Origin of the sequence: Zhongshania sp. R06B22 (assembly GCF_040892595.1) — a bacterium.
GTDB lineage: Bacteria > Pseudomonadota > Gammaproteobacteria > Pseudomonadales > Spongiibacteraceae > Spongiibacter > Spongiibacter arctica.
In genome coordinates, this window is sequence record NZ_JBFRYB010000001.1 from 1,678,899 (window position 1) to 1,693,660 (window position 14,762).

The 14,762-nt window shown below is 48.8% G+C and carries 15 protein-coding genes; 6 read left to right on the top strand and 9 right to left on the bottom strand.

What is annotated here, in order from left to right; translation table 11 throughout:
• Positions 1 to 41 precede the first annotated feature (41 nt).
• The 4 genes from AB4875_RS07560 to AB4875_RS07575 form a co-directional block, all read right to left on the bottom strand.
• Positions 42 to 902 carry a GIDE domain-containing protein gene (locus AB4875_RS07560; protein WP_368375446.1) on the bottom strand — a complete coding sequence of 287 codons (861 nt, stop codon included), beginning with the start codon at positions 900 to 902 and terminating at the stop codon, positions 42 to 44.
• 1 nt (position 903) lies between these two features.
• Positions 904 to 1,476, bottom strand: a complete 573-nt coding sequence (locus tag AB4875_RS07565) for a LemA family protein (protein ID WP_368375447.1) — start codon at positions 1,474 to 1,476, stop codon at positions 904 to 906.
• 102 nt (positions 1,477 to 1,578) lie between these two features.
• Complete coding sequence (locus AB4875_RS07570) at positions 1,579 to 2,817, bottom strand: cytochrome P450 (RefSeq protein ID WP_368375448.1); 1,239 nt, start codon at positions 2,815 to 2,817, stop codon at positions 1,579 to 1,581.
• An 80-nt stretch (positions 2,818 to 2,897) separates the two neighbouring features.
• A complete protein-coding gene (locus AB4875_RS07575) occupies positions 2,898 to 3,908 on the bottom strand; it encodes a cysteine synthase A (RefSeq protein ID WP_368375449.1) in 1,011 nt (336 codons plus the stop codon).
• 189 nt (positions 3,909 to 4,097) lie between these two features.
• Here AB4875_RS07575 and AB4875_RS07580 point away from each other — a divergent pair, with 189 nt between their 5' ends.
• Genes AB4875_RS07580 through AB4875_RS07590 form a run of 3 tightly spaced genes read left to right on the top strand, consistent with a single transcriptional unit; the run spans position 4,098 to position 5,788 of the window.
• Entirely contained in the window at positions 4,098 to 4,514 is a 417-nt protein-coding gene (locus tag AB4875_RS07580; protein ID WP_368375450.1) for a DoxX family protein, read from the top strand.
• 9 nt (positions 4,515 to 4,523) lie between these two features.
• Positions 4,524 to 5,087 (top strand): sigma-70 family RNA polymerase sigma factor, encoded by a 564-nt coding sequence (locus AB4875_RS07585; protein ID WP_368375451.1) that lies wholly within the window; start codon positions 4,524 to 4,526, stop codon positions 5,085 to 5,087.
• Positions 5,084 to 5,788, top strand: a complete 705-nt coding sequence (locus AB4875_RS07590) for a ChrR family anti-sigma-E factor (RefSeq protein ID WP_368375452.1) — start codon at positions 5,084 to 5,086, stop codon at positions 5,786 to 5,788. The genes AB4875_RS07585 and AB4875_RS07590 overlap by 4 nt, the downstream gene beginning before the upstream one ends.
• A gap of 83 nt (positions 5,789 to 5,871) precedes the next feature.
• On the opposite strand, the gene AB4875_RS07595 is transcribed toward AB4875_RS07590, so the two are convergent.
• From AB4875_RS07595 to AB4875_RS07615, 5 genes are all read right to left on the bottom strand, one after another.
• Entirely contained in the window at positions 5,872 to 8,412 is a 2,541-nt protein-coding gene (locus AB4875_RS07595; protein ID WP_368375453.1) for a TonB-dependent receptor, read from the bottom strand.
• Positions 8,413 to 8,679: 267 nt separating this feature from the next.
• Complete coding sequence (locus AB4875_RS07600) at positions 8,680 to 9,447, bottom strand: alpha/beta hydrolase family protein (protein ID WP_368375454.1); 768 nt, start codon at positions 9,445 to 9,447, stop codon at positions 8,680 to 8,682.
• An 81-nt stretch (positions 9,448 to 9,528) separates the two neighbouring features.
• A complete protein-coding gene (locus AB4875_RS07605; RefSeq protein ID WP_368375455.1) occupies positions 9,529 to 10,419 on the bottom strand; it encodes a diguanylate cyclase in 891 nt (296 codons plus the stop codon).
• A 7-nt stretch (positions 10,420 to 10,426) separates the two neighbouring features.
• Positions 10,427 to 10,777 carry an Hpt domain-containing protein gene (locus AB4875_RS07610; RefSeq protein ID WP_368375456.1) on the bottom strand — a complete coding sequence of 117 codons (351 nt, stop codon included), beginning with the start codon at positions 10,775 to 10,777 and terminating at the stop codon, positions 10,427 to 10,429.
• Positions 10,778 to 11,004: 227 nt separating this feature from the next.
• Positions 11,005 to 11,163: a hypothetical protein gene (locus AB4875_RS07615; protein WP_368375457.1), complete on the bottom strand. Its 159-nt coding sequence runs from the start codon at positions 11,161 to 11,163 to the stop codon at positions 11,005 to 11,007.
• 214 nt (positions 11,164 to 11,377) lie between these two features.
• Here AB4875_RS07615 and AB4875_RS07620 point away from each other — a divergent pair, with 214 nt between their 5' ends.
• The 3 genes from AB4875_RS07620 (at position 11,378) to AB4875_RS07630 (ending at position 14,754) form a co-directional block, all read left to right on the top strand.
• Positions 11,378 to 12,160: a sulfite exporter TauE/SafE family protein gene (locus AB4875_RS07620; protein ID WP_368375458.1), complete on the top strand. Its 783-nt coding sequence runs from the start codon at positions 11,378 to 11,380 to the stop codon at positions 12,158 to 12,160.
• 154 nt (positions 12,161 to 12,314) lie between these two features.
• Positions 12,315 to 12,689: a response regulator gene (locus AB4875_RS07625; protein ID WP_368375459.1), complete on the top strand. Its 375-nt coding sequence runs from the start codon at positions 12,315 to 12,317 to the stop codon at positions 12,687 to 12,689.
• Position 12,690: 1 nt separating this feature from the next.
• Positions 12,691 to 14,754, top strand: a complete 2,064-nt coding sequence (locus AB4875_RS07630; RefSeq protein ID WP_368375460.1) for a chemotaxis protein CheA — start codon at positions 12,691 to 12,693, stop codon at positions 14,752 to 14,754.
• Positions 14,755 to 14,762: the final 8 nt, after the last annotated feature.

The window sequence follows — 14,762 nt, forward strand, 5'->3', positions numbered from 1 at the left end:
TCCTTGTTGTTCTAACTTTTAATGGCGGGTCTATGTTTGTGCTATTTCGGTATTATCATCCAGACCAAAGCGGTGGCACTGACAATACTGACAAGCAATAAGCCAAAAGCCTGCCATCGATAGCGTCGGCTTAGGGACTCTGGCTCTGAACTGGCAATGATATAGGGTTGTCGGCGGCTGGGCGAATAGCTGATGGTGTTTACTGGCGCAAGGGAGGGCGTATTTTCTAGGTGGCGCCGTGCTTCTGTCCGTACCAGCTCCCATTCCTGTAAATCAATCTCACCATCGCCGTTGCGATCGAAGCGGTTAATTAGGCTGTCATAATCTTGTTTCCATTCGGCAAGAATCTTCGCCATTTCGCTATCGCGGGCGGCAGTGATGCTGGGTGGATGGCGGGTTTCGAATAGGCCGATGACATAGACGATGTCTTCGGCGCAGAGCATTTCCTCGGTATAGCGGTAGCGTTTACTGAAAAGGCCCCTTGAGCTTATTTTAGCGGGGTGACGTGAATTCCCTTCCCAGCTCCGCTTGCGCGCCGTGCTGACTTCTGCGCGCTCTGGCATAACATAGCACTCGCCGCTGCCATCAGTGAGGGTAAATGGCTGGCTGCTGGTTGTACTTTCTATGCTTCGCCAGTTGCTGTTTTTACCAGACGACTCATAGCGTTCTATTTTATAGCGATACCACAGACAGGGAGTTTGACTTAGGCCACTCAGTAATAGTGACTCTGGCCCGGTCTTGGCAATGCCAACAAGTTCCACATAGCCTTGGTGTGCAGAGCGGATTTTTGAGGTCGGGGTGTCTTCAATAATTCTGGCGGCGCTTAAGCGCTTAATGCTCGTGACGGCACTGACGAGGGATATTACGGCGCAAATCACCAGCGCGACGTAGTCGATTTCCATTCTAGCTAAACAGTGATTTTACGTTTACGTCACTTAATTCTTCTTTTTTGAATTGCAGTAATTCAAAGGCAGTAAAGCGAAACCAGCGGGCGATAATGACATCGGGGAATTGCTCAATACGCACATTGTTATTATTCACCGCTTCGTTATATACCTCACGCCGGTCGGCTATGGCATTTTCGAGGGCCGAAATACGGTGCTGTAAGGTGGTGAACGTGGTGTCTGCTTTTAGCTCTGGGTAGTTTTCAGCCAGCGCAAATAACTGCCCCATGGAGGCGCGCAGTCCGGTTTCAGCTTGGCCCAGGGCTTTCATGTCATGGCTAGATTGGGCGTCTGCGACGTTCTGCCTAGCGGCAATGACCTTGGTTAGAGTCTCTTGCTCATGGCGCATATATTGTTTGCAGGTTTCGATTAGCTTGGGGAGTTCGTCGTGGCGCTGTTTAAGTAAGACGTCGATATTGGCTAAGTGCTTAGCGACATTGTGTTTGAGGTTTACCAGGCCGTTGTACAGCATTACTGTGTAGGCAATGACAAAGACCAGAAGGCAGAGGGTGGCAATAAATCCAATTTCCATATTATTTTCCTTTTCCAGTTACTGCGCGACGCTGACAATGAGCCTGGCCCGTGAGTATGGGGCTAGAGTATAAGCCTAAAGTATAAAATGAAATTATGGCTATTAGGTGCTGGTATCGAAGCTAATACGCATATTTTTAATGCCGTTAACGAAATATGAGCGGGTGTAGGCTATATCGCCCACTAGGCGAGGGTTTCTAAGTCGAGGAATTATCTCTTCAAACATGACTTGCAGTTCCAGTCTGGCCAGATGGGAGCCAATACAAAAGTGTTGGCCTATGCCAAAGGAGCGCAGTTGCTGGCCGAGTTTCGGCATGCGCTCACTGCGGCGGACATCAAAGCTCATGGCGTCATCACCAAAAACTGCCTCGGAATGGTTAACTGCATGGTAGTGAAGAATGATTTTATCGTCGGCGCGTATTTGTTGGCCACCGAGTTCGAGATCGTCGGTGGCGGTTCTGCGCATTTGAATAAAGGCGGTGTTAAAACGCAAAATTTCGTCGATGGCCGCTGCGATATGTTCCGGGTGTTGAACAAGGTATTCCAGTTGGTCCGGGTGTTCCATTAGCAGACGCATGCCATGAGATATCACGGTGCGGGTGGATTCGTTGCCACCGACCAGAATAAGAATAAACATCCATGCAAAATCTTCTTCTGATATAGGCTCTCCGTCTACGTTGCCGTCGAGCAGGGCGCCGGTAATATTTTTCATCGGGTGTTGGCGGTGTTGTGCTGCCAACTTTAAAGCGTAATTGATGCATTCGCCTGCGGCTATCTGGCCATCTTCTATGCTGATGGCCATATCTGGATCGTCGGCAAACATCATGGTATTGGTCCAATCGAAGAACTGCTTGCGGTCTTCAATGGGGACGCCAAGTAACTCTAAAATGGCAACTAGTGGCAGTTCGGCGGCAACCTCTTCAACAAATTCGCATTCGCCGCGGTTTACCACGCTATCGAGAATACGTTTGGCATGTGCTCGAAACGCCGGCGCGTAGGAGTTAACGCCTTTCGGTGTGAAGGCTTCACGAACAATGCGCCGCACTTTTTGGTGGCGAGGTGGGTCCATATTAATGATGGTGTGGCAGTGAATGAAATCCACCTCATCTTGTGGGAATTCCATTGGGAAGGCGGTGCGTCTGGCAGAAGAAAACAGCGATGGATTTTTGCTGACGAAATCTAACTCCTGCTGACCGACAACCGCCCAATAGGGAACGCCGGTGAGTGGGTCTGCCATTTTTACCACTGGACCCTGTTGCCGTATGTCTTTAAGGGCCTGATAGGGCATGCCTTGGGCGTAAGTGTCTGGGTTTAGCAGATTGGCAAAGGGACATTGCTGCATGGTGAGTTAATCTCAGTTGACGAGATATTTGTCGTTTGAAACAGACTGCAACCGCAGTCTGCGCTATGGCTTAGTTCGATTTAGTTCCGTGTCCAGTGTGGGGCTGGCAATCCCATATTCTCTAAAAACACGGGATTAAACAATTTACTTTTGTAGCGGTCACCGTAATCACAGAGAATTGTGACAATGGTATGGCCGGGGCCAAGTTTACGGGCTAATTTGACTGCGCCGGCAATATTGATAGCAGACGAGCCGCCAAGACACAGTCCTTCATGGCGAAGCATATCGAAAATATAGGGTAGTGCTTCAGCGTCGTTTATCTCAAATGCCTCATCTACTGTTGCCCGACGCAAGTTGTCGGTAATCAGGCTGATACCTATTCCCTCGGTAATAGAGCGGCCTTCACCGCGTAATTCGCCATTGGTGAAATAGTTATACAGTGAGGACCCCATCGGATCGGCAATACCAATAGTGACATCTGGCTTGTGGGCTTTTAATGCGCGGCTGACACCGGCAAGGGTGCCGCCCGTGCCCACTGCGCAAATAAAGCCGTCGATATTGCCGCCGGTTTGTTCCCAGATTTCTTGGCCTGTGGTTGTTTCATGGATGTCAGAATTTGCGGTATTGTCAAACTGACGAGCCCACACCGCGCCGTGAGGTTCGGTTTCATTTAAACTTTCGGCTAGGCGGCGGGCGGTATGAATATAATGATTGGGGTCGCTATAATTTGTGGCCGCAACAAGACGCAGGTCGGCGCCGTACAAATCAAGCAATTCTATTTTTTCGCGACTTTGGCTGTGTGGCATAACGACTACGCTGCGATAGCCCAATGCGTTCGCGATCATAGTCAGGCCGATGCCTGTATTGCCCGCGGTTCCCTCGACAATGGTGCCCCCGGGTTTCAATGTGCCTTTCTTTTCGGCGTCGCGAATAATGCCCAGCGCGGTGCGGTCTTTAACGGACCCACCCGGGTTGAGAAATTCTGCTTTTCCCAGAATGGTGCAGCCGGTCAATTCTGATACTTGCTTAAGATGAAGCAGGGGGGTGTTGCCGATAAGGTCCGGCATAGATTTAGCGCTAGGCAAAAACATGGTTCTCTCCGTTTTTTCAGGTTTAATGGTATAGCTCGGAGCCGGCAGCAGCAATGCTAATTATTAGTCTAGTTTGTGCTAATCTTGCTATCTAGATGTAAGTGCGTGATTAGTTGAAGCGCTGTGAGCTAAATAACGAGATAATAGAAGGCTGGCAGTGAATACCAAAAAAGCAGTGAAGGGAGTTTTATGCTTAAAGTCGTTATCCGACTCTTAGTGTGCGGGGTGTTTTTTTTTGGTGGGATCGCTCATTTTTTACTTACAGACGACTTTGCTGGTATTGTGCCTCCGTTTTTACCCTGGCCGGTAGTGATTGTTTGGGTAACGGGTATTTTAGAACTGGCCTTGGTATTGGGTATCTTAATACCGAGCTCGCGCTTATTGACGGGTAAGTTAGCCGCTATTTATTGTGTATTGGTGCTTCCCGCTAATATTTACCAAGCGCTTAATGATGTGCCAATTTTTGGCAGCCCAGTTGCTCCAGAGCTTCTATGGCTGCGTATTCCGCTGCAATTTGTACTAATTGTGGCGATTTTATGGTCTACAGGTAATATTGGTAGGACATTGATCCAAAAGTCTACAGGCAGCGTAGATGGCCTGAATTAAGGGGTTTTTATGGCAGACAATGCCGCCAAGCAAGAACGTAATGGCGAGTTTTGGGCTGATTGCGTGACTCGTATTGCTGAGAGTCGAGATAAAGACAGTTTTATGTTGGTGTTTGACCATTTTTCACCCAGAGTCAATGCGTATTTACTGGGTCAAGGAGCGGCATCATCGATAGCAGAAGATCTCGCACAAGAGGCGCTATTGGCCTTGTGGAATAAGGCGCACCTTTATCATCGCGAAAAAGCTGCCGTCAGTACGTGGTTATTTCGGGTGGCGAGAAATCTGTGGATAGATAAATTACGTAAGCAGAGAGGTATTGCTTACGAGACAGATGACAACTTGGAAGAGACGGTTGATGCCGATGTTCGCCTCAACGCGGACGGAGATCGACTCAAAGCGGTACTAGATACTTTGCCGGTGAATCAGGCCCAAGTAGTTTACAAGTCGTACTACGAGGGCAAAAGTCACAGTGAAATTGCACAAGAGACTGGGATGCCCCTCGGTAGCGTAAAATCAAGTTTGCGGTTGGCGATAAAAGCTTTCCGTCAGCATTTTGGAGAAGGTGGCGTATGAGCCGAATAGAACATCATCCCAAGGACGATACTTTGTACAGTTATGCTGCAGGCTCTCTGCCAGCGGCGCTGGCACTGGTCGTGGGGTGCCATTTACAATTTTGTCCGCAGTGTCGGTCTCAAGTTCGTTCCGGCGAAAGCTTGGGCGGTACTTTAATGTCGGCCTTATCGCCTCAAGCGCTGTCTGAAAGAGCAAGATCGAATGTCCTGCAAAGATTAGAAATGCAGGAGGTTCATGCGGATACCCAAGTGCTAACCCACACCGATGAGATCGAGATTGTATCTTCCTTAGCCGGCGGTAAAAATACGGGTGCGCGTGGTTCAATGCCCGTTTTGTTGCAGAAGGTTCTGGAAGAGAAAGACTTTGACGCGCTGCCATGGAAGAGAACAATAGCGCCAGGCTTAAAGCAAATTGTTGTGGATTGTGGTGAAGGCCGAGCGCGTTTGTTACGGATTGCTGCCGGTCGTAAAATGCCGGCTCACAGCCATAGCGGTAGCGAGTTAACCCTGATTCTCAGCGGCGGTTATAGCGATGCGCTTGGACAGTTTAATGCTGGTGATGTGGCAGACTTAGAGGGTAGCACAGAGCACCAGCCGGTGGCAGATAGTGATAGGGATTGTATTTGCTTGGCGGGTATGGATGCACCGTTAGCGTTTAAAGGCTTGGTAGCAAGATTGATTCAGCCCTTAGTAGGTTTGTAGACTTGAACTAGGTAGTTATTTTTAGTAAAAACGTAGATACAAAAAAAGGCAGCCTAAGCTGCCTTTTTTTGTATCTGACGTTATTAGTATTGGTAGATTAGGTCGATGCCATAAGCTCTAGGATCTCCCCAAATGACTGTCCGGTCACTGTGTGGAAGATTGTCGACCGCAGTAATTTCAAACTCTTCATCTGTCAGGTTTTTACCCCATAGACCAATATAGAGTGTGCCGTATTTACTGACCGGGATTTCACTGAAGCTGATGCGGCCGTTAACTAGGCCGTATTCACCAATGTATGTGTTTTTCGCATTGGCGGCTCTCACGCCACCGCGACGCTTGTCCATATAGTTGTAGCTTAAGTTAAGCGCAAGCTGACCCCATTCGTATTGCCCTACCGTGTAGTCAGCTGCTGCCGTATAAGACTGGCCGGGAGCCGAGTAGAAGCCGAAGCTATCGGTGAGATCGTTGCCGAACTCGTCTAGGGCTTTAGTCACCTCGGCATCCAAAAATGCATAATTCAGCATTAGCATAAGGTCTTCGGTGGCCATGAAGGTGATGTCGGTTTCAAAACCGCGCATTTCAGCTTCACCGGCGTTGGTGACTTTGGTGTCTGCCACGGTGCCGCCAAGTATAAAGTTAAGCTGAATGTCGGTGTATTCGCTAAAGAAGATATTAGCGTTGATACGCAGGCGGCGATCCATCAGTTCGCTTTTTATGCCGGCTTCCAAAGAGGCAACGCGTTCTTCATCAAAGCCATCTGCAAACCCGAAGCCGTAGACATTGCCATCTGGCGCAGCCACTGCGGTGTCGTCGCCTTTGCCGGGAGTGCCAGCTGCAAAGCCAGTGCTGCCGCGCTGCGGATCACGGGTGTTAAAACCACCAGACTTATAGGCTTGAATGAATTTACCGTAGAGATTTATGTCGTCGGTCAGGTCGAACTCTGTGATGAAGCTAAATGAGGTGTCATCAAAATCCTTTTCGCCAGATACATTGTCAAAACTACGGTCGCCGGGAAGTAGAAATCCGACTTGCTCAAGTACCGGTGACAGCGCGCTAAGGTTTTCGGTGTCGATTGCCTGACCGAGACTTCTTAGCTCAAGGTAGGTCTTGTCGGTTTGATTCTTCAGTGCTTGACGAGAATCGGCCGAGTAGCGAGCGCCAAAGGTTAGGTGCAGACGTTTGTCGAGCAAATCCGGTGTCCATGTGAATTGACCAAAGACAGCCTTGGCTTCATTTTTAATGTCATAGCGCTGAGACAGCATATTCACCAGATGGACGTCGCCGGCGCCGATGAGCACGCCGCCGAGTATTTCACCTAGTAAGGGGATAGGGATAATGCCATTACTGATTCTAGAGCTGAACTGGTGATGCAGTGGCGAGTTATTCTCAGTGGCTTCTTCTTCAAAGTAATAGGCGCCTAAGATGTAATCTACGCTGTCATTAAATAGCGAGCCGCTCAGTTGGAACTCATGGGAAAATTGCTCTTGGGTTATGACGGGAATCACCAAGGGTAGGCAGTCAGAACCGGTTTCCGCTGCGACTGACGGACCACAGTACGCGTTTGAGTCAACGCGGTAATCTTCTGAGCCCAGGCCGCCACCTAAGTCGGCGTAGGACGCATCGGTGAGTTCGCGGTAAGCGCCAATGTATTTAAACTGTACGTTCTCAAAGTCTTTGGTAAGGATGAATGAGTGGCCTTCGATGTCGGTAGTGGAGGCCTCAAAGTTCCTTGCCGTCGCCATGCTGCTGAATCTATCTTCACTGTGCTTTGATTCGCTTACCGCAAATTCGCGAATAGGCTCGGCTTGGCCTTTATTCTGGATTGCGGGGTTAATAGACTGGTACATATAGTTGTAGTATTCAAAGCTTGAATTGTCGTAGGCATAGTCTAGCGACATGCTGTCGGTGATATCCCAACGCAGATCTATGCGGTAACCATCCACTTCTTTGTCACCGAAGTCGCCACCGGGGCCAGTATTTTCTATAAAGCCGTCAGACTGGGTGGTGAGGTAGGCCACTTTGGCGGCAAGGGTATCGCCGAGCGGAATGTTTGCGGATGTTTTTGATGTAAACAGACCGCGGTTACCCACGGTAAATTTTTGCTTTAACTCAAAGGCGTCGGTCGTGGGGCGCTTGGTGATTAGATTTATAGCGCCGCCGGTGGTATTGCGCCCGTACAGTGTGCCCTGTGGTCCCCGCAGGACCTCTATTCGCTGGAGTTCTGCAACGTCTAGCGCGGTGCCGGTTGAGCGAGCAATATAAACACCATCAACGTAAATGCCGACTGGTGGATCTTGTGTCACCTGTACGTCGGCAATACCGATACCGCGTATAAAAATCCGCAGGGTCGCATTGTTAATAGGGAAGGGCTCGATAGTCAAACTAGGTACTTTAGAGCCGATATCGCCGAGATTGCTAATACCGTCAATTTCTAAGCGTTCTTCACCAAAGGCGGTTAGCGATATTGGTGTGTCTTGTAGCGACTCGGCTTTTTTCTGGGCGGTTACAATCACTTCTTCTAGAGCGAAGCTGGATTTTTTAACTTCTGTCTGAGAAAAGGCTGGGTTGCTCATCACGACCGAAAATGCACACAGTCCCGATACTATAGGCGTTAATTTTTTCACGTAGGCGCTCCGTTCCAGATCATTATTGTTATGTAATGTAGGGCATTAGTTAGAACATATTAACCATTTAAAGATAACGCAGGCATAATCCGCTTGAAGTAGTTCCGCGTTAACGCGTTTACTGCCGAGTGTTTAGCTCATTATGGTATATTGTTGATTTCTAATATGCGTTATTTTTGGGTTATGCTTTTGCGCATATATGGGTAGTTTGCCACTCTTCTTTAATATATGCGCTATTTTATTGATCTTATTTTGTGATCCTGTTCTCTAATTCTTGCTTGTAACGCTCGCGTTTCCACCCTGCGGTCTGGCGAGTATCTCCGCAATGATCCTGTAGGCATCGCGATTCACAGCAAAGCCGATATGGCTTGAATTGATGGCAATGTTATAGGTGTTCTCTGCGGTCAATTTGGCGATTTGGGGAGATACAATGCCATCAACAGGGCTGTATATAACAGTTGTTGGTACTGTGCGCTTGCCATTATTAGTCATAGACCAGGTATCGGTGCTCTGCGATTCATCTGCCTGAGTGCCGCGATTTAGCCGTTTTAAGACATTCCATGCAGCGGTTCCACGTGGGTCGCCGTAGGGGGTGCCGAGGGTAATGACTTGGCGGATCAAATCTGGATGGCTTTGAGCAAGTAGGTTGGCATAGTTGCCTCCCAGGCTCCAGCCAACCAAACTTACTTTTTGCGCAGTTTTATCGCATATTTCGCTAATATTCTGGCTTAGACGGAGAAGAATGCCGGCTTGAAAATCGTTCATTTCTTCTAAGCTAGTGATACGTGTCGGCGGGATATTGCGGCCTAGACTCCAGCCATGGGCTTGGTAATTTCGACTCTTAAGGAAATATCTAAGTGGGGCCATACAGCCATCGGCGCCAGCATAACCGGGGAGTGTCATCACTGCGTGGCCGTCGCCTTTGGGGGTGTTGAGCAGTGAGGCAGCGCTAAACGCAAGCTGAGTGGCTTCTGCTCCGGCGCGCCAGATCTCGCTTAGCGAGTGCATAAGTGGTGGTGGGGCTATATTGTCCACAGTTTATGGTTTCCGTGTTTAATTTTATTATTCTACGCTCTCGACGCCGTACGGATTTTGGTCGAGGGTAGTTTTGATAACTTACTCTGAACAGATAATACGATTCCGCCCGGTTTGCTTCGCGGTATAAAGCGCCTTGTCTGCACGTTCGAAGAAGGCGCTTTGGTTGGCGTCGCGATGGCGATCAAACTGAGCGATACCAATACTCACGGTTAAATTAATTTGCACATCATCACTGACGACGGTCGGCTGAAATTGGATTGCGGAGCGGATGCGTTCCGCGACGCCCCAAGCCTCATTTTGGTCGGTGGCCGGCAGTAGGATGACAAACTCTTCCCCGCCATAGCGACCCACTTGATCGTACTCGCGAAGATTTATGTTTAAAATATAAACAACGTGCTTAAGGGCGACATCGCCGGCGGAGTGCCCATAGGTATCATTGACCTTTTTGAAATGATCAATATCTAAGATCATGAGGGAGAAAGTTGTGTGCTTACGTGTGGCTTCAGCAATGCTGTGGGAGAACAGCTCGTCGATCATGCGTCTGTTCCAGCACTGGGTGAGAGCGTCACGCGATGCTAGCTGGTTGAGTGTTTGTTCTAAGCGAACGATACGACTGCCGGCAGCGATCCGCACTTTAAGTACTCGGTGGTCAAAAGGCTTGCTGAGGAAGTCGTCGGCGCCTGCTTCCATTGCCTCGATTATGGCCTCATTACCCTCTTTACCCGTAAGCATGAGGATGTAAAAGAATTGGCCATCTTCTCGTTTACGGATGGTCTTGCATAACTCCGGCCCGCTCATGCCAGGCATTGACCAGTCAATTATGAGTAAGTGCGGCGTGGTGTCTGTAGCAAGCCTCTGGAGGGCATTCTCAGCATTTTCTGCGACAATGGGTATAAAGCCCCATTCCTCCAGAGCAGCGCAGAGTGCAAGGCGTGTGATCGCATCATCGTCGACAATTAGCACATCCATAGAATGTCTATATACCTGCCATTTCTGTTAGCTCAACAATCATAGTGTCTAGTTTTAGTTTTGCCGCATTCCAGTCGTTGCCCCAGTCACTCAGCGTAACAACAGGTGATTCATTTTCTGCGGCCGACGATTCGAGACGCGAGAACTCTTGATAGTAGCTGCTGGTCACAAAATTCCCCAGTGCACTCTTTAAACGGTGGACTGCGATCGATAATGTTTTGCGATCAGCTTGCTGATATGCCTGCTCAATGTTGCTGATCATATCAGGTAGTTCCTTGAGAAACAGTTGTGATATCGACACCAGTAGTTTGCTGTTGCCCCGAGTGATGTCCCTAACTCGGTCTTGGTCTAGAATCATATCACCGCTGCCTCTGTCAGCACGTTTGAATGAAGGCGCATTGTGTTTGTTTAGCCTGCACTGGGATTATCTAATGATAATACACCTTTCGCATAGCGTAGTGGCTCAGGATAGACTAAGTGGGGAAATTAATGGCCCGATGCGGAGATATGTGATGCGGAAGCACATTCTCCGTACAGCTGAGCGCTAAATTAAGCACTAGGTCACCGAAATAAGGCAGAGAGTGTTTAGGCGCTTAACGCTGTTGCGCTTAGTAGCAATGCGACGATGAGTGCGATAGCAGGTAGTGGCCCCATGCTGATTTGCGCTGCTGCCCCAGATGCGCCAATCAATACGACGTTGGCCGCAACCGGAATACCGATACTAATTGCTTTGGAATTTGCCATTTTGTTGCCCTTCTTCACTGTAAAGAGATGCTGGGTATACGTGGTAACCAAATATCTAGATTATGAGAAGTAGTATAGGGAAAAAATGCCGAGCTTCGATCCGAGCTTATACCTATTAATAGGAGCAATGTGCATATGTTTATAGCGTCCCGCTTAGCTTGGGCTTCATTGTCATAGTGGATTGTTGTTGGATTATATTAGGCGAATCTTGCGCGTGTTTGAGTTGAATTCAGTTTACTCCCTTAGTCCAGCATTTGCTGCTTTATTGGTCCTTATTGGGCTTGTCGCCGGCGTTATTAATACCTTGGCTGGAGGTGGCTCAAATCTGACATTGCCGGCTTTAATGCTGATGGGCCTGCCGGCTGATGTCGCCAATGCTACCAATCGACTGGGAGTGCTTATGCAATCCCTCGCTGCGGCCAAAGATTTTGATAGGCGCGGACAGCTAGTGCGTCATGATCTTTGGAATATTTTGAAGCCAACCTTGCTGGGATCTTTGCTAGGAGCAGTTATCGCTGCATTTGCTCCTAGTGAGTGGCTCAAGCCCGCACTTTTAATGGCCATGGTTTCTATGGCGCTACTTATATTGATTCGCCCAAGCATCATTGCGCCGCCACTGGGAACCGAAGCATTGGCAATGGCTGATTCGCCAAATTCGGCTTGGACGCTGTTCTTTGCTGGCGTATACGGAGGCTTCGTGCAGGCAGGCGTGGGCTTCATTCTCATTGCCGCGCTTGCCGGAAGTTTGCGCTACGATTTAGTTAAAACTAATGCCATAAAGATGGTGTGCACTGCGGCGCTAACAATGGCGGCTTTAGCTGTTTTTATCTGGCAGGGATTGGTGGCCTGGGTGCCAGGGATGATACTTGCTGTGGGCACTGTGGTGGGGGCGAAAATTGGGGTGCGTATAGCGATAACGGCAAGCCCCGCGGGTCTTAAATGGTTTTTATTTATTATGACCGTCATGGCCAGTGCCGCGGCATTGTTAAAGGATTAATGACGACGGTCAGTACAATTACGAATATCTAGTCGAACGTCGAATTAGTTTACTGCAATTAAGAAACTTGCCGGTGGCACGGCCGTTACTTTCAAGCGGCTGTCATGCCTTATTGCAATTTAAGCCCATTAGAATAACAGGGTGAGACTAATTTATGGCTAGCATACTTGCCGTTGATGATTCTCCTTCCATGCGTCAGCTGGTGTCCATGACATTGCGCAAGGCAGGACATGAAGTTCATTCCGCTGAAGACGGAACGGACGCTTTAAGCTTCGCGAAAGAGCAGGGGGTAGATGTTGTCCTTACCGATATCCACATGCCTAATATGGATGGAATTACGCTGACAGCTGAGCTCAGGCGTCTGCCCTCCTACCGATTTACCCCAATTTTAATGCTCACTACAGAGTCGTCACCTGACATGAAAATGCGCGGCAAAGACGCTGGCGCAACAGGTTGGATCGTGAAACCGTTTGATGCCGATGCTTTGCTGCGAATTCTCGATCGTGTTTTAGAACCGAAAAGGAGCTGATATGTCGCTCGATCTTGATATGGCAGAAATTCACGCCATTTTCTTTGAAGAAAGTGCGGAAGGCGTTGACGTAATGGAGTCCGGTTTGCTGAACCTGAGTCCTGACAATACTGATGTTGAAACAATAAATAATATATTTCGTGCGGCACACTCGATGAAAGGTGGCGCCGCGACCTTTGGCTTCCTTAATATTTCCGGTTTCACCCATGGGGTAGAGACCATACTTGATGAGATGCGCTCTGGTCAGCGGGACGCAACAGAGGAGGTGATAGGCGTTTTGCTGGCATCGGTAGATTGTATAAGAGATATGCTATCCGCAAGCCAGAATCAGACCGAAGCTGACCAAGAGAATATTGATTCAGTACAAGGTAAAATTGATGCGCTATTAAGCAAAGAGCTTAGTGCCTCGAAGCTACCTGATGCCGACAAAGCCGATTCACCGCTGCAACAAGAAGGTGGGCTCCAGGGTTGGAAAATACACTATGCGCCAGAGCCCAGCATATTTAAAACGGGCAATGAGCCCAAGCGTCTGCTGCGCGAACTCTCCGAGATGGGCGACATATCGGTTGTCGCAACACTGGGACAAGAAGCCGATTTTAATAGCATGGATCCCGAGTCCTGTTACACCAGCTGGGATATAGAGCTGCGGGGCAATATAGAGAAAGATGCCATACTTGATGTGTTTGAGTGGGTGAGTAATCAAAGCGAGATTCGTATTGAGGCGCTAAGTAATAGCCCGGTAAGTCAAGACGTAGCCGCGACGGTTGAGATTCCTGTGGCTAAAGAGCCTCCAGCTTCTGCGTCTCGTAAGCAAGGGGCAGTCCAGTCTTCCCCTAAAGACAGCGGTTCTATCAGGGTAAGTATTGATAAAATAGACATGCTGCTTAACTTGGTGGGTGAGCTTGTAATCACCCAATCCATGCTTGCACGCTTCGGTGATACAGAAAATGGCGGCGGCGACGGCGATTCCCAAGGCTTGCGCGACGGTTTATTAGTTCTTGAGCGTCATACCCGTGAATTACAAGAAAGCGCTATGCAAATTAGGATGTTGCCCATAGGCGCAAGTTTTAGCCGTTTTAAGCGTTTGGTGCGAGACATGAGTGCCAAGCTCGGTAAAAAAGTCGAGTTACAATTATCCGGAGAAAATACTGAGCTCGATAAAACGGTACTTGAAAAAATGAGTGATCCCTTGGTTCACTTGGTAAGAAATTCACTAGATCACGGCATTGAAATGCCAGCTGATCGGATCGCCGCCGGTAAGCCAGAAACAGGCATTTTACATCTGAGCGCTTACCATGAGGGTGGCAACATCGTCATTAAGGTGAGCGACGATGGTGCAGGCCTAAACCGCGCGAAGATATTAGAAAAAGCGATTGAGCGCGGTGTTGTGGCGCCGGGTGAGATACTCACTGACGACCAAATTAATAACCTTATATTTCAGCCAGGATTTTCAACGGCCGACCAAGTAAGTGATCTTTCGGGTCGCGGTGTTGGTATGGATGTCGTGCGTCGCAATATTATGGACTTGGGTGGCAGAATAGATCTCCAGTCTACACTCGGAAAAGGCTCTTCACTGAAGATCCGGTTGCCACTGACCATGGCAATACTCGACGGTCAATTAGTGCGTGTTGGCGATCAGGTTTATATATTCTCACTGCTGTCGATCGTAGAGACCGTACTCGTATCTAAAGGACAAATTAGTAAGGTCGTCGGTGCCGGAAACGTCTACCGTTTGCGGGATGACTATATCCCGGTTGTTCGCCTCAGCGAAGCATTCAATATGTCATCGGACTCAGTTATCAATGACTCGGAAGAGAAAAAGGGTGAGCTTCTCGTGGTTGTAGAGAGTGATGGTCAAAAGATGGGATTGTTTGTCGACGAGTTATTAGAGCAACAGCAGGTTGTTATAAAAAGTCTGGAAGAAAATTATTCGCCAGTACTAGGCCTCGCAGGTGCAACCATTCTTGGCGACGGCAACGTTGCCTTGATCATAGATGTGCCGGGTTTAGTACATAGTGTTGATGCTCAGCAATTAGACAATACTCCGCAGTCTAGTGCGGCTTAATGATACGT